This is a genomic window from Archangium gephyra (genome assembly GCF_042230915.1).
Taxonomy (GTDB): domain Bacteria; phylum Myxococcota; class Myxococcia; order Myxococcales; family Myxococcaceae; genus Archangium; species Archangium gephyra_B.
This window is the reverse complement of record NZ_CP102578.1, coordinates 7,320,256-7,342,661: the sequence shown is the minus strand read 5'-3', so window position 1 is coordinate 7,342,661 and position 22,406 is coordinate 7,320,256. Positions and strand designations below refer to the sequence as shown.

The 22,406-nt window shown below is 69.3% G+C and carries 13 protein-coding genes and 2 tRNA genes; 11 read left to right on the top strand and 4 right to left on the bottom strand.

Annotation, left to right across the window (positions count from 1 at the left end):
* Nucleotide 1: 1 nt before the first annotated feature.
* On the bottom strand, nt 2–6,847 hold the full coding sequence (locus tag NR798_RS28590; protein WP_375765676.1) for an FAD-dependent oxidoreductase: 6,846 nt from the start codon (nt 6,845–6,847) through the stop codon (nt 2–4).
* Nucleotides 6,848–7,187: 340 nt separating this feature from the next.
* Between NR798_RS28590 and NR798_RS28585 the strand changes: the two genes are divergently transcribed.
* From NR798_RS28585 to NR798_RS28540, 10 genes are all read left to right on the top strand, one after another.
* Nucleotides 7,188–10,157, top strand: coding sequence for a hypothetical protein (locus tag NR798_RS28585; protein ID WP_375765675.1), 2,970 nt, complete (start codon nt 7,188–7,190; stop codon nt 10,155–10,157).
* A 511-nt stretch (nt 10,158–10,668) separates the two neighbouring features.
* Entirely contained in the window at nt 10,669–11,844 is a 1,176-nt protein-coding gene (locus tag NR798_RS28580) for a site-specific integrase (RefSeq protein ID WP_375765674.1), read from the top strand.
* Nucleotides 11,841–12,458, top strand: a complete 618-nt coding sequence (locus NR798_RS28575) for a hypothetical protein (RefSeq protein WP_375765673.1) — start codon at nt 11,841–11,843, stop codon at nt 12,456–12,458. Before NR798_RS28580 ends, NR798_RS28575 begins: the two co-directional genes overlap by 4 nt.
* Nucleotides 12,459–12,756: 298 nt before the next feature.
* Nucleotides 12,757–13,068: a helix-turn-helix domain-containing protein gene (locus tag NR798_RS28570; protein WP_375765672.1), complete on the top strand. Its 312-nt coding sequence runs from the start codon at nt 12,757–12,759 to the stop codon at nt 13,066–13,068.
* An 11-nt stretch (nt 13,069–13,079) separates the two neighbouring features.
* Entirely contained in the window at nt 13,080–15,437 is a 2,358-nt protein-coding gene (locus tag NR798_RS28565; protein ID WP_375765671.1) for a VapE domain-containing protein, read from the top strand.
* 563 nt (nt 15,438–16,000) lie between these two features.
* Nucleotides 16,001–16,507: a hypothetical protein gene (locus tag NR798_RS28560; RefSeq protein ID WP_375765670.1), complete on the top strand. Its 507-nt coding sequence runs from the start codon at nt 16,001–16,003 to the stop codon at nt 16,505–16,507.
* A gap of 11 nt (nt 16,508–16,518) precedes the next feature.
* On the top strand, nt 16,519–16,869 hold the full coding sequence (locus NR798_RS28555; RefSeq protein ID WP_375765669.1) for a hypothetical protein: 351 nt from the start codon (nt 16,519–16,521) through the stop codon (nt 16,867–16,869).
* Nucleotides 16,870–16,973: 104 nt separating this feature from the next.
* Nucleotides 16,974–18,833, top strand: coding sequence for a prohead protease/major capsid protein fusion protein (locus tag NR798_RS28550; protein ID WP_375765668.1), 1,860 nt, complete (start codon nt 16,974–16,976; stop codon nt 18,831–18,833).
* An 86-nt stretch (nt 18,834–18,919) separates the two neighbouring features.
* Nucleotides 18,920–19,081, top strand: a complete 162-nt coding sequence (locus NR798_RS28545) for a hypothetical protein (protein ID WP_375765667.1) — start codon at nt 18,920–18,922, stop codon at nt 19,079–19,081.
* A 4-nt stretch (nt 19,082–19,085) separates the two neighbouring features.
* Nucleotides 19,086–20,183, top strand: a complete 1,098-nt coding sequence (locus NR798_RS28540) for a hypothetical protein (RefSeq protein ID WP_375765666.1) — start codon at nt 19,086–19,088, stop codon at nt 20,181–20,183.
* A gap of 140 nt (nt 20,184–20,323) precedes the next feature.
* Here NR798_RS28540 and NR798_RS28535 read toward each other — a convergent pair whose 3' ends face one another.
* From NR798_RS28535 to NR798_RS28525, 3 genes are all read right to left on the bottom strand, one after another.
* On the bottom strand, nt 20,324–21,076 hold the full coding sequence (locus tag NR798_RS28535; RefSeq protein ID WP_375765665.1) for a hypothetical protein: 753 nt from the start codon (nt 21,074–21,076) through the stop codon (nt 20,324–20,326).
* 408 nt (nt 21,077–21,484) lie between these two features.
* Nucleotides 21,485–21,557, bottom strand: a tRNA-Glu gene (locus NR798_RS28530).
* 5 nt (nt 21,558–21,562) lie between these two features.
* Nucleotides 21,563–21,635: transfer RNA gene (locus NR798_RS28525), tRNA-Lys, on the bottom strand.
* 178 nt (nt 21,636–21,813) lie between these two features.
* Between NR798_RS28525 and greB the strand changes: the two genes are divergently transcribed.
* Nucleotides 21,814–22,386 (top strand): transcription elongation factor GreB, encoded by a 573-nt coding sequence (gene greB / locus NR798_RS28520; RefSeq protein WP_375765664.1) that lies wholly within the window; start codon nt 21,814–21,816, stop codon nt 22,384–22,386.
* The last annotated feature ends 20 nt before the right edge of the window (nt 22,387–22,406 follow it).

The following is a 22,406-nucleotide window of genomic DNA, read 5'->3' as shown; positions in this document are numbered from 1 at the left end:
GCTACACCCGTGCCCGCTGGCGCTCCAGCTCCTCCAGCCTCCGGCGCAGCTCCGCTGCCTCCTGCTCCAGCCGCTCGCGGGGCTCTGAGCGGGGTTCCCGCGGAAGCGTCGCGGTCTCGCCGCGCTCCCATCCGCTCAGGCTCGAGAGCACCACCGCCTGGATGAGGTGGGGCGGCGCCATGAGCACCTTGGCGGTCCACAGCGCCGGAGGTCTGCACGCTCCGTCCGAGATGGCACGCCGCAGGTAGGCGCTCGCGGCCTCGGCCGCGGCTTGCGCGCGCTGGCGCGAGGCGCCGGGAGGAAGCGCCCCGAGGGCCGAGCGCAGCGCGGTGAGCGCCAGCGCCGTCTCCTCCTGATTCGGCGCGTCGGTGTACGCGCTCTGGAAGCCGCCATCCGCCGCCTGGTTCTCCAGGATGCGCTCGAGCGCCTCGAAATGGACGCTCGTCGGCACCTCCGGGAACAGGTGGGCGTGACGGAAGCCCATGCTGGCAACGAGCTCCCAGACGTAGAAGGGCGACAGGTGGAACGGCTCACGCCAGGGCCGCTCCTCCAGGAGCCGGATCGTGCGCTGCCACACCGCCCGCTGCCGGTCCCGGGAGACTCCCGGGGCCGCCAGGGTGGCCTCCAGGACGTGGATCTCGGTGCTGACCGCGGGGGTGGCTTCTCCGTCCCACGCCAGATAACACCGCCGGGACTCGACCCAGTGGCCGTGCAGCCGCTCCACGTCGAAGCGCACCGGCAAGCCGCTGGTCAAGGCAGCGCAGGCGGCCGTCGCGGTCGTGTCGCAGTCCATCCCGGCGGCCCCCTCATAAACCGGGATGCCGTCCTCCCCGAGGTGACGGCCGAGGAACGCCAACTCCTCCGCGAAGTGGCGTTGAACGTCGATGCCGGCCCGTGCGAGGTAATACAGCGAGAAGGCCACCTCGGGCAGCCGGGCCGTTGGCCACAGTCCTCCGAGCGGACGCGCCAGCAGCCCGCGCAGGCGGGCGATCAAGGCGGGCTCACCCGTGGCCTCCGCATGACGTGCGGCGGCCGGCGGCAGGTCCACCATGCGTCGGGCGTGCTCGCGGGCTTCCGGCGTCTGGAGTGCCCGCGGCGGGAAGTGCTCGGCGAACCCGAGGACCACCGCGTTGTTGGCGAAGCAGCGGGCATGATCCAGCCCTTCGAACTTCCGCCTCGCGGCGCTGGTCCGGTGCGGCGCGATCAGCGCCTCGAGCGCTCCGACCTGGGCCGCATCGAGTCGGCCGCCGACGTGCGACAGCAGCGTCTCGGTCTCGAGAACGGCGGAGAGCCAGTACGCGAAGAGGCCGTGGTACTGGAAATGCCGCCCATAGGGGCTCGTGAGCTCGAGGCGGGCCGGCGTCCCCATCCGCGCAACGGCGCCGAAGAGCTGCTCGAGTGCCCGGGTGATGCTCTCCTCATCGACCTTCCACCGCAGGAGCGTGTTGGCCACCGCCAGCGCGGTGATGTAGTCGCTCGCTGGCAGTTGGGCGGTGGGGCCGGGAGCCGGAGCCGCGAGGTCCGCCACCAGCGCTTCCAGCGCGTCCGGAAACAGCGGCCGGCCATCCGGGCCGCTCGAACGCGCCACCCAGGCCAGGTTGTACCGGGCATACGGACCCTCGTAACTCGAGGGCTCCGTCCGCCAGCGGGTCGCGAAGAGCCCCAGCGCCTCCGCGTCCTCACCGGTGCCCGCCGCGAGCACCGGCTGGCGCGGTCTCTCGGAGGCAACGGGCACCTGCGCGAGCCGCCGCGCCACCAGCGCCACCAGCTCCGCTTCCTGCGTCAACGGGAAGAAGTGGCCGCCGGGAAGGAGCTGGACCTCGAAATCACCGCGGGTCTGGTGATGCCACCCCACCACCTCCTGGGGCGTGGCGAGCAGGTCCTCCTTCCCGCCCAGCACGGTGATGGGCACCTCCAGCGGCGCCTCGGTCACGGGCTGCCAGCTCCGGAAGATGCGCAGATCCGACCGGGTCAACGGGGTGAGCCAGGCGCCCGCCCGCGCGAGCTCCTCGTCGCTCGCGTGACGGACGGGCTTGCCCGGCTTCGGGGCGGCGATCGCGGACAGCAGCAAGCGGGAGGGCAGTGGGTGCCCGGCGCGGCGCAGGCGGCGGGTGAGCTCGAACGCCACGATTCCGCCCAGGCTATGGCCGAAGAACGCGAACGGCCGGTCGAGCAGCGGGACGATCTCCCCTTCGAGGGCCTGGAGCAGCGCTTCCATGTCGGTGCAGGCGGCTTCGTGGGCTCGGGACAGGCGGCCGGGGAGCTGGAGCGCCCGCACCTCGATGTCTCGCGGCAACTGCTCGGGCCAGCGGGCGAACAGCTCGGCGGAGCCGCCCGCGTGGTGGAAGCAGAACAGGCGCATCCGGGGCGCTGGCAGCACGGGCGCCAGCCACGCGTTGGAGGCCAAGGAGCCCGGCGCCGGGGCCAGTGGCAGCGGGGCCGAGGCCGCGCGCGCCAGGTGGGCGGAGAGCTGCTCCACGGTCGGGTGGTCGAAGAAGACATTCGGCTCCAGCGACTGGCCCGTCACGGTCGAAACCCGCTGGAGCACCGACATCGCGCGCAACGAGTCGAACCCGAGCGCGGCGAACTCGGTGTCGGGGCTCGGCGATGCGGCGAGCTCCAGCTCCTCCTGGAGCAGCCGCTGCACCGTCTCGAGCATGGCGCCCGAGGCCACCGGGAGCGCGGGTGCCGGGGACCGCATCACGGCCGGGACGCGCACGGCTTCGGAGCTGGCCTTCTCCGAGAAGTGACGCTCGACCAGGGCCGTGGCGTAGGCCACGTTGCACTCGACCAGCTCGAAGTTCAGCAGCGAGCCGACGTAGAACGTGTGGTTCTGGCCCTGCAGGCCCTCGAGCCGGTCGTAGATGCCGTTGGCGATGTCCTCGGAGCCGAAGTGCGGGAAGTAGTCCCAACGGAGCTGCGTGTGCACCTCCCCCATGCGCCCTCCCATGCGGCCGAGGTCCTCGCGCAGGCGCCGCACGATCGACTCTCCGTCGTCCACCCCCGGCTTTCCGTAGGCATAGGCAACGGCCATGCCGTCGCCCGGGTAGCGCTGGTGGACCGCCACCGAGCGCCCCTCCCAACCCGGCTCGCTGGCGTGAGGTTGGAGCAGGAAGAACCCGTCCTCGGGGAGGCCCTCCGCGGAGACGATGGTCGTGTAGTAGTCGTAGTGGCGCACCTTGCCGAAGATCTCCCGCTCTTCTGGCGTGGGTGAGAGGAAGGGCGGCACCTCGTGCAGCGGCGTCGCCACCACCAGCTCGTCGAACTCCAGGCGCTCGGTCGCGGTGTGCACCCGGACGCCCGAGGGCAGGCGCTCGACGGCGCGCACGGAGGTGTTCAAGCGCAGGTCGCGCAGGCCCGCTGCCACCGTCTTCCAGAGCTTCAAGAAGCCCTGTTCGATCGTCCAGAACCTCGGCAACGGGGCATCGGGCGGTGCGCCGACGAGCAGCTCCGCGAACTTCAGGAAGTACAGCGCGGGGAGCTCCGGCTCCTGCACGTAGCCGTAGCCACACGACGTGTACATCAAGGCGGAGTGCCGGGCGAAGCCCTCCAGTCCGTTCGTGGCCAGCCAGCCCGCGACGGGCGCCCCGAGGGTCCGGGCGACGGGCGCGAGCCCAGGGCTCAGGATGCCGGGGAAGTCCCGCTCGCGGGTCTGGACGTAACGCAGCCAGTGGCGGGCCAGCTCGGTCGGACCGTCCATCTCGGACGGCTGCCCGGTCACCAGATCGAAGGGCCTGGCTGGCGTCACCGGCATGGTGGAGAGGCCCAGCTCGGCGACCATGCGCGCCACCGTGACGTAGCGGGCCGTGCAGACGTGTCCACCCAGGTCATACCAACGACCGCCGAGCTGAACGGAGCCGCACTTTCCGCCCACCTCACCCTGGCGCTCGAGCACCGTGACGTGGTGACCGAGCTTCTCCAGCTCCCGCGCGGCGGTGAGCCCCGAGACGCCCGCGCCGATCACGCAGACCCGCCGGGGACGGGCCCTCGCGGGTACGGGGGCGGGGTGCTCGAGCCGAGGGGCCGCCCCGCGCTCCACCACCGCCTGGAGCGCCGGAGGCAACGCCTTGCGCTGCCGGGCCGCCGCCGACATGTCATAGACGAGCGACCGCAGGTGGTTCAGCGAGGCCGCCGTGTCGGGGCTCGGCGAGAGCGGCATCGCCAGGTCGGCGGGCGCGTTCGCGGGGTTGAAGGTCAACGGCTCGATCGCCGAGGGCTCGAGCACGGAATCGAGGTGCAACGTGGCCACGTCGTGCCAGGGGTGCGCGTCCTCGGGCCACGGGCGCGTGCAGTCGAGGGCCTCGTCGTCGGACGCCTCGCCGCTGGCCGGGCGCACCTGCGCCTGGAGCACGTAGTCCACGCCGCCCGCGCCGATGCGCTCGCGCAGCTCGGTGTGCAGGAAGTCCCTGGCCCGCGTGTCGCCCGGCTCGCGGGGCATCACGTCGGGAGGCAGGGCCCGGCCATCGGGCGCGACGAAGCCGTCCTCGGGCGTCCTCGCGGCCGGCACGAGCCGGAAGCGCGCGGAGTGGCGCGTGCCGTCCGTCGCCACGTAGTGGCTGGCGACCTTGCCGTAGTAGTACAGCGACGCGTACGAGGTCGCCCTCCGGAACATCTCCCAGCCGGCCTGACCGAGGCGCGGCTCGCGGGCGATCCAGGCGTCGCGGGCCTCGGGCGTGGCGGCCATCCACCGTGCGAAGTCCGCGGCGGTGCGCTGGAGGAAACAGCGGCCCGTCGTCAGCAGCAGATCGAGCTTCGGCGCGTCCAGTGCCTCGGGGTGCGCCGGGTCGAGCACGCGCAGGGTCGCGCCCCGGTTGTCGGGCCCCGCGTCGTCGTCCTGCACGCCGTTGGCATGGCGCACCAGCACGGGCAGCTTCCGCCCGGGGACGAAGAAGGCATGGGCGGGCAAGGCGGGGTTGGCGACCACCTGGAGCTGCCCGGCGAGCGTGGTCGCCAGCTTGTGGAACGCACGTCCCCCGCGCGCCTTGCCGAGCCGCATGAAGGTCGGGCCAACGTCGGCGATCAGTCGCTCGAAGGAGGGGTCGAGCCCCTGGAGCCGGCGATCGCTGGCGGGCTCGGGCGCTTCGGGCGCGAAGCGGGCCACGTGCAGCGTCTTCGAGGCGCGCTCCAAGGCGCCGGAGAGGTAGTCCTCCCGGCAGGTCTGCCGGCGCAGCTTGCCGCTCGTGGTCTTGGGCACGGTGCCGCGCTGGCCGATCACGACACCGCTGCACCCGAGTTGGTGGTCCTGGAAGACGCGATCGCGAATCGCCCTGGCCACCACCTCGGCGGGCTCCCGGGCGCCGTCCTGGAGCTCGGCCACGACGACCAGGCCCTCCTCGCCCGCGGCGTCCGGCGCGGCGAACGCGAGCAAGCCGCCGGGGCGCACCGCCGGATGGGCGTTGCGCAGGCCGTCCTCGATGTCCTGGGGGTAGTAGTTGCGCCCCCGCACGATGATGAGGTCCTTGCTGCGTCCGGTCGGGTAGAGCTCGCCTTCCCACAAGAAGCCGAGGTCGCCCGTGCGCAGGTAGCCGCGGTCATCGGAGGGGTCGGCCACGCGGGCCTGGAAGAGCTCGCGGCTCTCGGACTCGCGGCCGTAATAGCCCGCCGCCTTGGTGGGCGAGTCCACCCAGATCTCTCCAATCTGGCCATCGGCGAGCGGCACCCGGGTCTGGGGCTCCACGATGCGCACGCGCAGGCCCGGCTTGGTGACGCGACCGCAGGCGACGAGCGGCACGGCCTCGTCCGAGTCGCCCGGCGGCGCCGCGCGGCCCTCCCGCAGGGCGAGCCTGGAGACCTTCAGGACGCGCTTGCCGCCCACCGTCACGGAGACGGTGTGCTCGGCGAGCCCGTACGAGGGGAAGACCACCCCGGGGCGCATGCCCGAGGGGGCGAAGGCCGCGTGGAAGGCCTCGAGGGTCGAGGCGCGCACGGGCTCGGCCGCGCAGACGATCGCCTCGAGAGCGCTCAGGTCCCAGGAGGCCCGCTGTTCGGGCGTGGTCTTGCGCACGGCGAGCTCGAGCCCGAAGTTCGGCGTCGCCGAATGCGTGGCCCTGACCCGGCTCATCACCTCGAGCCAGACGGCGGGCCGCTTCGCGAAGGCGAACGGGCTCATCATGTAGAGATGGCCGTTGCCCGCGAGCGCGCTCAGGATGCCGCTGATGAGGCCGAAGTCGTGGTACTGCGGCACCCAGAAGACGCAGCGCACGGACGTGCGCAGGTTCAGGTCCCGGGCGTTGGCGATGGCCTCCGCGAGCACGTTGGCGTGCGTGATCATGACGCCCTTCGGCGTCGACGTCGAACCCGAGGTGTACTGCAGGAAGGCCACGTCATCGGGCTTCGCGACGTGCGTGGGCGCGGCCTGGCGCCTGGGCTTCACGCCCTCCACGGTGTGCCACGGCAGGTCCGGCCAGCGCACGCCCTCGCGCCCGACGAAGGCCTTGAGCCCGCCCAGCAGCCTGGCGCGCGCGTACTCCTTGTTGGTCAACACCGCCGCGGCCTGGCAGTTCGTGGCGATCGCCTGGAAGGTCGCGAGGTCCTTCTTCAGCTTCAGCGGGTTGGGCGGGTAGATGGGGGCCGGAACGATGCCGGCGATCAGACAGCCGACGAAGGTCACGACGAAGTCGAGCGACGGCGGATAGACCAGCAGCACCCGCTCTCCCGCCTTCAAGCCGCACTGCGAGGTCAGGTGCGCCGCCACGGCCGCCGCCGCCTCCCACGTCTGGGCGAAGGTCAACGTGACCTGATCGCGGCCATGGTCATCGACCCAGGTGTAGAGCGGCAGGTTGGGGTGCCTGGCGCGGAGTTGGTCGAAGCTGGCGAGGACGGTGGAGGGCTCGGGGGTCTGGGGCAATGAGTCGATCCGGGAGGGGAGCTATGAGCGGGGAGGGGAGACCTCACGGACCACGGGCCACCAGGCCCTGGGGCCCAGAGTCCGATGGCCGCGCTGACGGCGCGAGGCTCAGGGCCCGAACCCTACCCGAGGCCGGAGACCCTCATGGAGGGGAAAGGCCCCTCGGCTGCTCTCCGTTCAGCCTTCGGAGCCTGACCTCTGGCAAGTGAAGACGTCGAAGCCGAACGTCCTCAGCAGTTGCGCTTGGTCCACTCGCGGCGTCCGCTCGGCACTGGACGCGCTCGACGCCTGATCCATACTCTCCGCTTCCACCCGAGAGCGCTCCCCTGGCCGTGACCCCATGAAGCACACCAGACGAAGCGTGCGGGCCCTCCGGCCCGGACTGCTCCTGCTCATCGGCAGTCTGCTGCTCGCCGCGGGGATGCTCACGAGCACGAGGCTCCTGGCCTCCGCGCGGAGAGGACAGCCCACGGTGGCCCTCGTCCTCGAGCCACCACTGCCCGCACGGCTCCCGGCGGGGAGCACCCTCGAGCTGTCCGGCCATGCGGAACCGGCCACGGACGCGGTCACGCTGACCGTCCACGGCGCGACCCTGCGGGCGGAGGTGTCCGCGGGCCGCTTCCTCTTCCGCGCGGTCCCCATCGTCCCGGGCCCCAACGAGCTGGAGCTCACCGCCGGAACGCCTCCACACACCACCCGGTCCAAGGCCTTCGTCTTCGGAGTGCCCGCCACCCCCGCTCCGCCCACCCTCTCCGTCCCCGCGACGACGTACACCTCCTGGCTCGAGCTGGCGGGCACCGCCGAGCCCCTGGATTGGGTCGACCTCTCCCTGGGAGAGGCCGGGTACCGGACGAGGGCCGATGACACCGGCCGATTCTCCCAGCGGCTGGCCCTGCCACGGCCCGGCGAGTACCTGCTGCGCGCCACCCGCTCCTCCCCGGGAAGGCCGAGCACCCACGCCGAGGGCCGGGTGGAGTACCTGGTTCCCAGCGGTCTCCCCACGCCCCAGCGGACGTTGAGCCTCCTGGTGGGGCCACGCAGCAGCACACTCCGCCTGGAGCTCTCCTTTCCCCGGGAGCCCACGGCACCGGCCCACCTGCTGTCGGGGGACACACGCGCCCTCCTGTCCCGCGGCTTCGAGTCCGTGTCGTTCAATGGCCTGTCCCTGAGCTACCTCGTCAACGGGTCGGCCTCCGCTCCGGCGCTCACCGTCAGCGACGCCACCATCACCCTTGCCCGGTCCTTCGAGCTGCCGATGCTGCTCTCCCCCACCGAGGGGGTGAGCCTCCGCTCGGAGGATGGTTTTCCCTTTGCCTCCGACCAGGACTCGGTCTCCCTCCAGGGCACGGCGCTGTCCTTGCGCTCCGTGTTCCCGCTACCGAACACGCTCGAGGGGAGCACCGCCACGTGGCGGGGCACGAAGGGCGGAAGCAACGCTCCCATCGAGCTGCGCGCCACGTTCGAGCCGCCCCATCCCCTCCTGGTGGCCATGGGCGACTTCTCCGAGAGGCTGACCCGGCTGCGCGCCAGCCTGCCGTGGCAGCCGTTCCTGCCCCACCTGGAGCTGGCCCTGCTCGTCGCCGGCTTCTTCCTCCTGGCGCGCCAACACGCGCGCGACGAGGCGCCCTCTGGCACCCGGAAGGGCTCCACCCGTCCCCGGGGCCTCGCGTGGCTCTCTCCGTGGCGCTCCCCGCGCACCTCGCGCGTGCTGCAACTCGCCGAGTGGCTCGTGGCCCTGCTGTTGTGGGGCGTGTTCATGGAGCTGCTGGTCATGCTGAAGGCGCTGCTGCTCGCCGGAGCACCTGGCCTCTGGCGCTTCCCGCGCTTCCCGCTCCTGGAGGAGTTGCTGCTGCCCCTGGTCCTGCTCCTGCTCGCACTGCTGGGGACCCTGGCGGTGCGCCGGCTGGCTCCGGTCTTCCACCGCGAGTGGTTCGGGCTCGTGGCCGCCCCCCTGCGTGCCGCCACCCTCCTGCTGCTCGCGGCGGCCCTCCTCCTCCTGCTCTCCGCGCTGTCGGGGCGCACCGGGCCCTACCTCTACCTGTGGGGGCTGCAGCTCTTCCTGGTCTCCAGCGTGGTGGGCCTCGCGACGCGTCCCTGGTGGCCGGAGTCCATGACCCTGTCTCCCAGGCACATCGGGCTGAGCCTGGCGCTGCTGGGGGTGCTGCTCATCCATGCCGCGAGCAGGACCGCCCCGAGCATCCAACCCACGCAACAGGACGTGGAGTCCCTCTGGCGGGTCCTGCAATGGGGGCCCGCCCTCCGCGAGGCCGTGCCCGTGGCCGTCTTCCTGGGCCTGCTCTGGCTGCTGAGAGACTCCCGCCCGGACCCACGGCGAAGGCTCGAGACGTGGGTGGGGGCGCTCCTCTTCGCGGCGTATGGGGTGGGCCTGGAGGAGAAGGTGGGGAGCTGGAGCGTGCCGATGCTGCTGGCGGTGGGCGCCTTTGCGGCCCTGTTGCTCTACCCGCACGCGGAGCAGACCACCTGGCTGGCCCGGAGCGCGCAGGTGCTGCAATCCCGCCCCCGGTGGTTGAAGGAGCTGCCCGTGGTGTGGCTCCACCAGGCCCAGGAGGCCCTGGACGCACTGGGCGGCAAGCTGGCCACCGGGGCGATCTCTCCCGCGGAACATCGCAAGCGCGTCGCCGCGCTCGAGCAGCAGCTCCAGGAGACCGAGAGGCAGTTCTCCCTCGAGGGCATCGCGGCCAGGCGGCTGGTGTTCGCCTATGGCCCTGGCAGCACGGACTGGGAGAACGCGCGGCTGGGCATGAAGCTGGGCGGTCTGCTCGTGGCGCCGCTGTTGCTGGGGTACATCGCCTTCGGCCTGCACCAGCTCTTCTCCATCAAGGGGCTGGGCTTCCTGGTCATCTTCTACGCGGTCAAGCTGCTGGCGGCCTCGGCCGTGTTCGGCTTCTTCTTCGCCCGGATCCGCGGGGAGACGGGGATGAAGAAGGCGCTCCGGGCGGTGTTCGTGACCTCGCTCTGCCTGCTGCCCGCCTGGATGATGGGGCTGGTCTCCGCTTCCGGCTTCTGGGGCTTCATGCTGCCCATGCTCTACCCGGTGGTGCTCTTCCTTCCGCTGGGACTGGGCTTCGACTGGTACACGGCTCGCGCCACCTGGAAGGAGGACTTCCAGTGGCGGAGCTTCGTGAACATCGAAGGGCTGTCCGGACTGACGACGTTCCTGTCCGTGTCGGGAGCGAGCCTGGCCGTGGCCGCGGGCGCGGCGCTGTCAGGCCAGCTCTCGGGTGTCGTGGCGCAGGTGGTGCAGACGACGGTGCGGGCCACCACCGGGCTGGACGTGCCAGCCCCCTGAGTGTCCGCCGCTCCTTCGCTCCATGAACACTACCCCCCGTGTAGCCGACTTATGAGGTGTGTCCACAAAACCGGCTCTCCTGCAGTTTATGTGAATCCTGGGCGCATACCGATGGCCGCAAGAGAGAGGTTCGCCTGCTCTCTACCGCTGAACCACACGAAGTGCGGGAGAGCCACAAAACCTGGGCAGGCTCACCGAGCCATCCAGATGCTGGAGGAGGGGCGGGACGGCTCCCCGGCTTGGAGACATTCTGGAGCCGCCTCGGGGCCCGAAAACACCGAGGCCGGAAACCCCTGATTGCTCAGCGGCTTCCGGCCTCGGCTTTGTGTCCCCGACGGGATTCGAACCCGTGTTACCGGCTTGAAAGGGGGGTGCCTTCTCAGAGGGAAAAGGGGCTGGTACGGTGACGGCTTGGCGCCAACTTGGCGCCACCCAGCCGCGAGGCCCCATGTCCCCAGCAGCCGCTAAGCAGCCCTCGGAGCAAACCCCCCGCCGCTGGCCTGGTGGGCTTGTGCGCATCGCCCGAGGCCGTGAGGTCTTCGTGATCGAGCGCCGGATCGGGAGCGGCGCCCGGAAGAAGATCACGCTCGATGTGCGCACCGAACGAGAGGCCCTCGCCGAGCTGGCGCTTTTCGAGCGCGATCCGCTGGCCTACCGCACGAAGAAGCAGACCCGGCAGGAGCGTGCCGCTGACGCTGGTGGGCTGCAGCTCGATGCGCCGACGCTGGAGGCGTTCTCGGCAGACGCACGGGCGAAGGTGGCGCGCGGGGAACTGTCAGAAAGCCACGTGCGCCACACCCTGCAACCGTACCTTCTGGCGTGGGCCGAGGCGCTTGGTGGGCGGGATCTGCGAACGGTCACGCTCAGCGAGCTGCACCGCGTCCTGGACGGGTGGCCGACTGCGGAGCACAAGCGTATCGTCACGCTCAAGGCGTTCACTGCGTGGGCGCGGAAGAAGGGCAAGCTTGACCGAAAGGACGATCCGACGCTCGACCTGGCGGTGCCCGCTGCAACGCCGCGCCCGGTCGCTGATCGCGCGTACACCGTTGCGACGCTGGAAGCGTTCTACGCGGCGCTGACGTCCTGGTACTACGCCCCAGGCTACCGAGGCGATGCGGTGGTAGGTCCGAACGATTTGGTGAAGGTGGACCTGCAACCCGTCCGGGACGTGTTCGTGCTCCGCGCCAAGTGCGGCATGCACGGCACCGAGATCGAACGTCTGGCGCGCGGCGAGGGCTCGATCCGCGTGCTCGAGAACGAGGGGGAGATCGCTGGCACGCTGGTATTTCCCCACAAGAAGGGCGGGGAACATGTCGTCAGCGTCGACGCTCAAGCCCTGGCCGCCGCTCGCCGCTTACAGGCTACGGGCAAGGCTCCCGACCGGGTGGCCACGGGGCGCGCGGTGGCTCGCGTTGTCGAGCGCCATCCGGAGCTGGCCGGGTTCGCGTTCCAGAACCTGCGGCACAGTTTCATCACGCTGGGGGCCTCTGGACGCGTCGTCACCGCGCGGGCGGGGGGCGTGCCGCTGGAACTGCTCAGCCAGGTAGCCGGGCACACCAGCACGACGACCACGCGCCGGCACTACCTGGGCGCCCACATCCCTCCGATGGTCGTTCTGCCGTTGCGGCTCGCCAACGAGGGCGACCCGAAGATCCCGGAGCGGAAGCGGAAGCGAGGCGCGAAATGAGAGCGCGCGTGCTTAAAAGTTACCAACGGGAGGAACTGGACTCGCACCTTCGCGCTCAGATCCCTGACGCCGGTCAGCGTGGCGAGGCGCTGCGTCGGATAGGCATCGCGTATTCTTGGGCGTCGTTAGAGCTGGCCGGACAACGGGCCTATCCGGGGCTGCGCGGCGAGTGGGCGAAGGAAAAAGAAAAATTTCGGAAGCATTTTTCCAGAATGGCAGAGCAGGCGCGGGCGCTTCGGGCATCGCTGGAGTGGCACGCGCCGAAGGCACAAGAGATCAGCTGGAAAAGCCTGTCCGCTGCGCTCGAGCTTCTCGAAGCGTCGGCCGCTGAGGAGGAAGACTCCCTTCGCCCCGCCGCTAACCGGCCGATCACGAAAGTGTGGCGCGACTCGCTCTTCGCAGTAGCCGACCAAGCTTACCCGTCAGGCGCAAAGAAAGGGGAGCACCTCCGCGAGACTGTACGGATCCTGCTCAACTTCCTAGCAGACGCGGGGCTCTTGCCGGCGGATGCTGATGAGAGGACGAATGCGAACGTGTTGAAGGTCACGATCCAGAACGCGAGGAAGCGCCCGGTCGCTGCCACTCTTCGGGTTCTCCTGGAGCAGGCAAAGTAAGTCGAGCCCGGAGCGGGTCGAGATACGCTGCCGGCGCAGCGATAGTCGTGAGGCACCTTGCCTCCAGAACGTGAGCACAGTGCACACGTTCTGGAGGTCATGTGCCCGTGAACAGTCCCCCCAACGCATCCACTCTTCGCGCCCTCGCCGTCGCAGCTGACTGCGACCCTCGGACCGTGCTCAAGGTTTGGCGCGGAGGCTCTACTCGGACCATCGCGGCGCGCCGCGCGAAACAGGCGCTCCAGTCGGCCGGCCTGCTTCCAGTTGTTCAGATTCCCGATTCCGACCGGGGGCAACCGTGAGCGCGCTTCTCGATGTCGACGAAGCAGCCACCCGGCTCCGGTGCTCGCGCCGTCGGGTGTTCGAGCTGCTCGCCGACGGGACGCTCGCACGAGGGCCGAAGTACGGCCGGCGGACCGTCATCACTGCAGAGTCAGTCGCGGACGCGCTCGTTGCGAGTGAGTCGGCACCGTGCCCCGCTGCGGAAGCCGCGCCGAAGCGCCGCGCTCCCCGGTCCTTGAAGGCCGGCCTGGATGCCCTGGCTGAGCAGCAGCGCGCAGCCTGGAAAACATCGGACACACGCTCGCCGCGACGGGGGAGGACTCAATGAAGGAGGCGCGGATGAACCCCCTCGACTACCTGAAACTCGGCTGGAAGCTCGTTCCGCTCCACCATGCGCACGAGGACGGCTCCTGCACGTGCGACCACGTGAAGCGGGACGACGGCGCGTGCGAGTGCGGCGATCCGAAGTGCGGAAGGAAGCACGGGCCCGGCTCCATCGGCAAGCACCCCCGCTTCAAGAGCTGGCCCTCGCTCGCGAGTTCCAACCCGAGCGACGTCGAGATGTGGCAGGAGATGTTCCCCGGCTGCAACTTCGGCATCGCCACCGGGGCCGCCTCCCAGATCGTCGTCATCGACGTGGATCCGAAGAACGGCGGGGATGCGTCGATCCGCCGGCTCGCGGCCGAGCACGGCGATCTCCCCGTTACCCCCACCCAGCTCACGCCGAGCGGCGGGTTCCACCTGGTGTTCCGCGCCCCCGGCTTCCCGGTGAGCAACGCCCCCCTGAGCCGCGAGTACCCGGGGATCGATATCCGCGGCGACGGAGGGCAGATCGTCGCCGCGCCGAGTCGTACGCCGAAAGGAGCCTACTCCTGGCGGCACTCGCCCGCCGACATCCCGCTAGCGGATCTCCCGGCGTGGGTGCTCGCACTGCTCCAGCGGGGGCCTGTTCGCGCCGCGGGGACCGCTCCGCTCCCGGACATGGGGCGCGGGTACTTCCCCCCCGCCTCGCCGGCCGTGCTCGACGCCGCTCGACACGACTTGACCCAGCACGGTCCGGCCGTCACCGGCAACGCGGGGGGCCTGCACACCGTGCAAGCCGGGATGATTCTCACAAGGGACCACGCGTTGACCGATGCCGAGGCGTGGCCCCTCCTTGAGGAGTGGAACACCACCTGCGTTCCGCCCTGGGAGCCGGAGGAGCTCCGGGAGAAGGCCCTTGGCAACGGTAAGAAGTACGCTCGCGGGGAGTACGGGAGCCGCCGGGCCCTGGATGTCGTCGAGCGTGCTCGGAAGCTGATTCACGACTGGCGCGCGGACGTCGAAGAGAGCGCGGCAACGGAGCTCGAGCGCGAGCGCTCCATGGACATGATGATCCAGGCATGCCGCGAACTGGTGCGCACGAGCACCGAACCAGCGCACCGCGAGCGCATCCAGAACGAGTTGATCGCCGCGACGGGCCTGGGGGCGCTGGCGCTTGCGCTTCCTCGCGTCCGGGCCGCGCTCGAGAAACGCGCCGAGCCGAGCGCCGAGCAGACCACGTGGACCGTCTACGGGTTCGAGCTGTCCCCGAGCGGCGCACCCGTGCCGAACATGGACAACGTCGTGCGCGCCCTGGAGCACGAGAAACACCCGGTGTTCTTCGAGGTGTTCTCCCAACGGCTCCGGGGGCCGCGCGGCGAGTGGAGCGACGCCGACGATCTGGCGCTCGCGCTCCACCTGCAGCGCCACCTTGGGCTGTCCAAGGTGACGCCGCAGATCGTTAACCACGGTGTGCAGACCTACGCGCGCAGCCGAGCCCGCGACGTCGTGCGCGAGCACCTGGAGCGCCTGACGTGGGACGGCACGCCGCGGATCGTCGGCTTCCTCGCTGCCGTCTACGGCGCGCCTGATACCGACTACACCCGAGCTGTCAGCGCCAATTTCTGGAAGTCCCTGGCAGCTCGGGTGCTGCAGCCTGGTTGCAAGGTCGATCACATGCTCGTGTTGGAGGGCTCGCAGGGCATCCGGAAGAGCACGAGCGCCCGCGCCATCGCTGGCGAGCACCTGTTCGCGGAAGCGAGCGAGAGCCCCACGTCTAAGGACTTCTTCCTTGCCCTCCAAGGGAAGCTGATTGTTGAAGTGGCCGAAATGGACAGCTTTTCCCGCGCCGAGGTGGCAGCTGTTAAGCGCGTGCTGACGTGCCGCACCGACCGCTTTCGCGCCCCCTACGAGCGCACTTCCCGCGACTGGCCGCGCCGGGGCGTGTTCGTCGGCACGACGAATCGCGACGACTGGGCCCGTGATGATACCGGCGGGCGGCGCTTCTGGCCGATCCGCTGCACTCGCGTTGATATTGATTACATCAATGCCAACCGTGACCAGCTCTTCGCGGAAGCCGTGTCGAAGGTGAACGCCGGGGAGTCGTGGTGGGAAATGCCGACCGAAGCGACGCAAGCCGAGCAGGAAGCGCGGCGTCAGGTTGATCCCTGGGAAGAGCTGATCGGTGCGTACCTGTCCGGGCCGGAAGCCCCGGGCAAGGTGACGACCGCCAATGTGTTGCGGCTGGCCGTCAACCTGGACACCAGCCGCATGGATCGCGCAGCTGAAATGCGCGCGGCGTCCGTGCTCAAGCGGCTCGGGTTCGTCAGGGTGGACGGCTGGCACGATGGGCGAAAGGCGAAATACTGGAGGAGGGACGAGGTAGGAAGCGCCTAACCCCGCGTAATCGCTATCGTCCTTCCTACCTTCCTCCCTTCCTACCTAAGTCGTAACTATGGGAGGGGAGAGTGAGAGCAGGGATGGCAGCTAATCGTTGACTGAATAAGACGGGGGGGCGGTTGGGTGTATGCCGATCCGCTAAGAGGTGTTGGAACGAGGTAGGTAGGAAGGACGGTCGGAAGGGGTCAACGCTTGCGTGTAGGCACACCCCCGTGTGGGTAGGTTCTTGCGGTCGGGGGCGAGCATCACGGGTGCGAAAAAGCGCGGCATCACGCTAATGGGCGAAAATTTTTGAGGTTTACAATTCGCATCGAATTGTCAAACACCGGCCCTCTCTCCGCTGATCTCCCAAGAAATACAGGCAGATACACGCCCCCGGCCCCCGATTCGCTGATTCGGGGGGGCTGAATCGCCCTGTTACCGGTAACGCCCTGTTACCGGTAACGGCCCCGGTAAAGCTAGACAACACGAATCATTTGTCAAACGTCCGACGGTTAGTTGATCGGCGTGCAGCTTGGCGCTACATGAATTGCAACCCTCGCAGTTTGGAGACACCCAAAATGCACACGTTGAGCGAGCAGGACCGCGCCGAGCGCGCTCGGATCATCCGCCGAGAGATGGCGAACACCATGAGCTTCCTGGCGTCCATCGGCCAGGCCATCTCGCCGGAGCAGCTCCCGAGCTTGAACGAGCGCGCGGGCCAGATCATGACCGAGGCCTACAGCGGGGAGCCGTCCCACCTGCTCCCTGCGCTCGTGCCGGCCGCGCTCCTGCGCGCCGTGGGGGAGAGCGTCCCCGGCGCTGGCGGCCGGCTCACCGAGGCCCGCGTGCTCGAGCTGGGCGCCATGGGGGCAGCCACCGCGCGCCACCTGGTCGACGTGGGCGGCTACCCGGCCCCCTCGCCTCACCAGCTGGACGAGCTCATGGGTTCGATCAGCTACGTGGCCGGTGAGCTGGTGGCCGGGGGCGTTGCCGAAGAACAGGCCCGGGAGCTGATCCGCACATTCGCCGCTGAGGCCGTGGCGAAGCTCATGGGGCCGCCCCCCAGCCGCGTCAACCTGAACTAGGAGGCCTGCCCGTGACCGTTGACCCTCTGCTTTTCCAGGTGTTCGAGCGGGAAACGGTGGGCGTGCTGCGCGCCGATCTCCGAAGCTGGGCGCTCCAGGTGATGCTATCCGGGCTGCCATTCGAGGCGCGGATCGCTGCACGTAACCGCGCCTTGCGTGATGCTGCCGCGTTCCTGCCTGCCGAGCTGTGTATGGCGGAACGCGTGCGGCAGCTCCACGCTGAGCTGTGCGCGCTGGCCCGCTCCACGTTTCCGGCGCACCCCGACCCATCCACATTGCGCGGCTGTCTCGCATTGGCGATGCTCGCGCGAGACCGGGTGCCCAACCTCCGGCAGCTGCGGAACGCCCTGGAATGTGATTAGGTTGGCTGTCTATTGCACGCAAGGGCTGGCATTGATGGGGCATGACTTCTGAGACACGAAGCCTGCCCCCTCTGTCATTGCGTGCGGCCCTTGAGCCGTCCACGTTGGACCGCAAGGCGCGCACCGTCGAACTGACGTGGAGCACGGGCGTGCGCGTGCTTCGCGGGTGGTGGGACAAGTGCTGGGAGGAATTGAGCCTGGACGCTGCGCACGTTCGCCTGGACCGGCTCAACAACGGCGCGCCCTTCCTGGGGGACCACAACGGGTACAGCGTCAAGGACACGCCGGGCGTCGTGGAGCGTGCGTGGCTGACCAGGGATGCCGCGGGGCAGCCCGTCGGCCGCGCCCTCGTGCGTTTCACGCGTGAGGGCTTGGACCCGAAGGCCGACATGCTCTTCGAAAAAATCGCGGACCGAATCGTCGCGAATGTCTCGATTGGCTACCGCGTGCACAAGTTCGAGAAGGTGGCCGACGCTGAAGACGGCGTACCGGTTATGCGGGCGATCTCCTGGACCCCGCATGAAATCAGCGCGGTCACCATTGGGGCCGATGATGGTGCCGGATTCCGGAGCATGGAGCGCACCGAGAGCAGCGAGCCCAACCCCGTCGAGATCATCGACAACACCCGCGGCGAGGCGCCGCACATGGAGCGAACGAAGATGGACAAGGACGAGCAGACGAAGCTTCAGGCCGAACGCGAGCGTGCGGCGACGATCACGAAGCTGTGCAACATGTACACGAAGCGCTATCCCGATCTGGCCGATCTCGCGCAGCGCTCGATCGCGGACGGCTCCCCGGTCGACAAGGTGCGCGAGCTGGTGCTCAACCGCATGGCGGACGAGAGCGACAACGACGGCACCAGCCAAGCCCCGAGCGGCGCTCCCGGCCTGTACGGCAGCCACGGTGCGGCCGACATGCGCGTGCGGTCCATGGCCGAGGCGCTGGCCTACCGCGCTGGTGCTCGCGCCGAGCTGGGCACGGACGCGAAGCAGTACCGCGCGCTGTCCATGCTCGACATGGCTCGGATCTGTCTGGAGGCTCGAGGCATCAGCCCGCGCCTGATGGGCAAGGATCAGCTTCTGCGCGCGGCGTTCCACGGCACGTCCGACTTCAAGGCGCTGCTCGCGGAGTCCGGGCGGCGTGTGCTGCTCGACGGCTACACCGCCGCGCCCGCCGGCATTCGCGCGATCTCCAAGCGCTCCAGCGCGTCCGACTTCAGGAGTAAGCAACTTCTGCGGTTGGGCGAAACGCCCGCCCTGCTCAAGGTCCCGGAGCACGGAGAGGTAAAGCGCGGCACCATGGCCAGCACGTCGGCCAGCTACAAGCTGGAGACCTACGCCCGCATCTTCGGCCTGACCCGCCAGGCGATCATCAACGACGATCTCGGGGCTTTCACGCTTGTCAGGAAATTCGGGGTGTCGGCTGCGGAGCTCGAAGCCTCGATCCTCGTGGAGCTCCTGACCGGCGGCACGGTGCTCCCGGACGGACTTCCCCTCTTCCATGCGAACCGGGGCAACGTCGGCACGGGCTCGGACATCTCGATCGACGCGCTCGGGGCGGGACTCGCGGCGATGCGCTGCATGACGGGTCTGGATGGGAAGACGCCGCTCAACGTCGTTCCCGCGGCACTGGTAGTGCCCGCGGCGCTCGAGGTGAAAGCGCTGCAGATCACCGCGCAGCTCCAGGCCGCGACGGTGAGCAACCAGAACCCTTTCGGCGGCCCGCTGCGCCTGGTGCCTGTGGTCGATCCGCGCCTGGACGCCGTGAGCAAGAAGGCGTGGTATCTCTCCGCGGACCCGAACGTCACCCCCGGCCTGGAACATGCGTACCTGGACGGGCAGGACGGGCCGGACATCATGGAGTCCGAAGGGTTCGATGTGATGGGCACCGAGTGGCGCGCGTCGCTCGACTTCGGCGCGGGCGTGGTCGGTTGGGAGGGGCTCTACAAGAACAGCGGCGCTTGATTCCAACCCTGACCGGGCCCTCCTTCCCCGGGTGCATGAGGGGAGGGGGACGCTGCACCTGTCCAACTCCAGACGCGAGGTACACCATGCAGGAGATCAAGAAGTCCGTCACCGAAAACACGCGGACCGTCACCGATGCGCGGACCGTGCCCGCCAGGATCGACACCTTCCGCGTGGGCCAGCGCATCGCTACGCAGGTACGCACCGTGACCACCAACACCACCACCAAGACCGTCGAGGAGTTGTAATCGCATGTTCCGAATTGACGGAGATGGATACGCGGTAGTCGACGGTAAGAACCGCTTTACGGGAGGAGACCCCCTCATTCCGATCCCGCCGACGATGATGACGGCGGACTGGGCAAATGCCGTCCAGGAGGAGATCGCCGGGGTGGTGGAGCAGGGCGGCCTGACGCTCTCGAAGGCGGACAACGGCCAGCTCTGGGCGGCGCTCGTGGCCCGCTTCGGGCGCCTCGGGAGCGCGAACACGTGGACGGACACCCAGTCGATTGGCGGGGCGCTGAGCGTCGCCGGCACGTCCACGCTCACGGGGAAGGTGACGGCTAACGGCGGGCTCGTCGTGAACGAGACCAGCGGCGTGGCCAGCATTTCCGGCGTGGGCGCCTCGCACGCGGCGAGCGGCACCGCCCAGCCGACGAAGTACGTCTTCGGGTTCGCGACGCTCCCCACCACCTCCGGCGCGAACTACCCGCTGACGGGACTGGCGAAGGTGTTTGCGGGCAACTCGCTCGGGTTCGACACGCGCGTCTGGACCACGGGCACGGCAGACACCTGGACGCGCGTGGACCTCGGCTTGTCCTATGACGTGGACAACATCATGGGGGCCGGGGGCTGGATGCGCTGGGGCTCCAACGGCTTCAAGGTGGCGTCTGCGCAGGCGGCGACGGCTGCGGCCCCGGCTACGGCGCCGTTCGCGCTGACGAACTGCAACCTGTCGCTGGACGGGGTGCCGGCGCCGAGCAGCACGGTCGCGGTGAAGAACCTGGTGACGCCAACGAGCATCGCGAAGGCTTGGGTCTCCGTGCAGTTCTCGAACAACACGGGCGGATTCACCGTCCGCGACGGGCTCAACATCGCGTCCGTCGTCCGGAGCGGCAACACGCTGGTTGTGACGTTTGCGGCGCCCTTCGCAAGCGCCAACGTCGCGCTGTTTCCGCAGTACAACGCGGTGGGCGACGGCAACGAGCGACGCGCGGTGGCCTTGATGACGTCGACGACAACGGCAGTGGTTCGATTGCAGGGCGAAGGGGGAGCCGCGGTCAACCTCACAGACGGGACGTCGGCTGTCGTAAGTTCCGTACTGGACTTGCTCGCCTTCGGAGCGCAGTAGCCCCGAAACGCGAGAGCCCCCGCCACTGCACACCGTGGCGGGGGCTCTCGCGCGTCTGGAGCTGGGCTGCTACCGGGCGCGGCGTCGATGCTGCGGCTCGAGTTGGGTGCCGCGCGAGCCAGCTCGTCGGCTCGCGTAGCTCACCCCCCGAGGTCCACGAGGGCCACGACGCTCCCGCGCTCCAGCCAGGCGCGCGGGCTGCCGTCCGCGTGTGGAGCCCAGAGCCCCTTCCAGGAACGGAGCGCGTCAGGCTTGGCCGGGAAGGTGAACGCCGGGGGCGGCGCTGTGCGGTCGATGTAGGGGGAGGGCGATCCACCCCCCGTCGTGTAGTCGTAGAAGCTGCGGAAGTAGGAAGGGGTCCCGCCCCAAACGAGGCGAGAACCCTCGAACCAGAATGGATGTGAGGGGGCCTCCGCCTCGCCTGTCACGTGCTGGCCGAGCCCATGAGAGCGCACCTCCTGGCCTGAAGCGTCGAGCACGGCGAGCCGCTCAAGCGTGACGGTGGGGTCGTTGATCGCGGGCTGGTCGTGCCAGAGCAGGAACACGCCCTCGGGCATGTGAAGTAGCCGGGTGCGTCGCGAGTTGGGCCAGTCGGTGTTCAGCGCACGGATCTCAGTTGCGCGGATCACGTCCTGCACGATGAACGGGCCCGCAACCTGAGATCGCCCATCGTCGCACGTCACGCGAGCCCAGAGGCCGAACCGCTCGATCATCGGCGACCCGGGGCGCGTGAGGTTCACGACGGGAACGACATCGCCGCGGCTCACGCTGACGACTTGGCCTGCCTCGCCCACCAGCTCGACCCCGGAGGGGGAGCACCCGCGCACGTCCCACTCGATGGCCACTTCAGCCCTCAGCGGCCCAACCGCCGTGGCGCTGAAGCTCAGCGCCACCGGGGCCGGGGGCTCTGGCGGGGGAGGGCACACGGGTGGGGGAGGGCACTCCGGCACGGCGGGGCACACCGGGACCGGCAGGCAAGACAGGGCCGCAGTCTGAATGGGCTCGTCGGAGAGCGGGAAGAGCTCCGCCCGCCGAGGCTCACTGCAGCCGACGAGGGACGCGAGGACGAAGGCCAGGGCGGCGCAGACGTGGACGTGGCTGCTCACGGGGCTCTCTCTTGCATCGCCGGCCTGATTGCGCGGCGTGCAACAGAGTTGACCCGGACAGTCCGACACCCGCAAGGGGAGTAGGGTCGGCCCGTGCCGAATTTGGCGCCAAGTTGGCGCCAGTCAGGTGCGCACAGCCGCCCTTGTCTGCTCGGCTGTGCGCACCTAAGCGCTTGTATTTACTGGTACTGCGAGTGTCCCCGACGGGATTCGAACCCGTGTTACCGGCTTGAAAGGCCAGCGTCCTGGGCCTCTAGACGACGGGGACCTCTGTGAGTCGCGGGGGGATCGAACCCCCGACCCTCGGCTTAAAAGGCCGGTGCTCTACCAGCTGAGCTAGCGACTCGCACTATTCTTTTTTGCTCTGCCACCGGATTCCGCGACCTCCGGCCTCCGGCGCTCTCTACCAGCACTCGTTCCCGACTTCTACTGGCGATCGTTCCCCCCGTCACCTGACAGCCACCCTTCAACGGTCCGCTCCCGCGCCTCCTTCCGCCCCCCGGAGGCGCTGCTATACAGAAGCCATGTCCCGAGACGTCCGGAATTCCGAGGAAGCCCCCGAGGAAAACGACGAGCTGCAACTGGAGAGTGGGGAGGAAGAGGAGGAAGAAAAGTCCTCCTCCGGCCACCGGCGCTACCTCACCCGCTCTGGAGCCGAGCGCATGCACAAGGAGTTGCTGCGCCTGCTCAACGAGGAGCGTCCCAAGGTCACCGCCGAGGTGTCCGCCGCCGCCGCCCAGGGCGACCGCTCGGAGAACGCCGAGTACATCTACGGCAAGAAGCGCCTGCGGGAGATCGACCGGCGCATCCGCTTCCTCCAGAAGCGCCTGGACACCGCCACCATCGTCACCCCCTCCGAGCAGCCGGACACCTCCCGCGTCTACTTCGGTGCCACCGTGACGCTCGAGGACGAGGACGAGGCCCGCGTCACCTATCAAATCGTCGGCTCGGACGAGATCGACACCGCCGGGGGCCGTATCAGCGTGGAGTCGCCCATCGCGCGCGCCCTGCTGCGCAAGAAGGTCGGCGACACCGTCGAAGTCGTCCGCCCCCGTGGGGAAATCGAATACACCCTCGTGCAGATCCGCTACCTGTAGGCCTGTCCGATCGAGGACAT

Coding starts and splice junctions, on each gene's coding strand:
- NR798_RS28560 (WP_375765670.1), top strand. CDS start 16,001: ATGCACACGTTGAGCGAGCAGGACCGCGCCGAGCGCGCTCGGATCATC.
- NR798_RS28540 (WP_375765666.1), top strand. CDS start 19,086: ATGTTCCGAATTGACGGAGATGGATACGCGGTAGTCGACGGTAAGAAC.
- NR798_RS28565 (WP_375765671.1), top strand. CDS start 13,080: ATGAACCCCCTCGACTACCTGAAACTCGGCTGGAAGCTCGTTCCGCTC.
- NR798_RS28545 (WP_375765667.1), top strand. CDS start 18,920: ATGCAGGAGATCAAGAAGTCCGTCACCGAAAACACGCGGACCGTCACC.
- NR798_RS28575 (WP_375765673.1), top strand. CDS start 11,841: ATGAGAGCGCGCGTGCTTAAAAGTTACCAACGGGAGGAACTGGACTCG.
- greB (WP_375765664.1), top strand. CDS start 21,814: ATGTCCCGAGACGTCCGGAATTCCGAGGAAGCCCCCGAGGAAAACGAC.
- NR798_RS28585 (WP_375765675.1), top strand. CDS start 7,188: ATGAAGCACACCAGACGAAGCGTGCGGGCCCTCCGGCCCGGACTGCTC.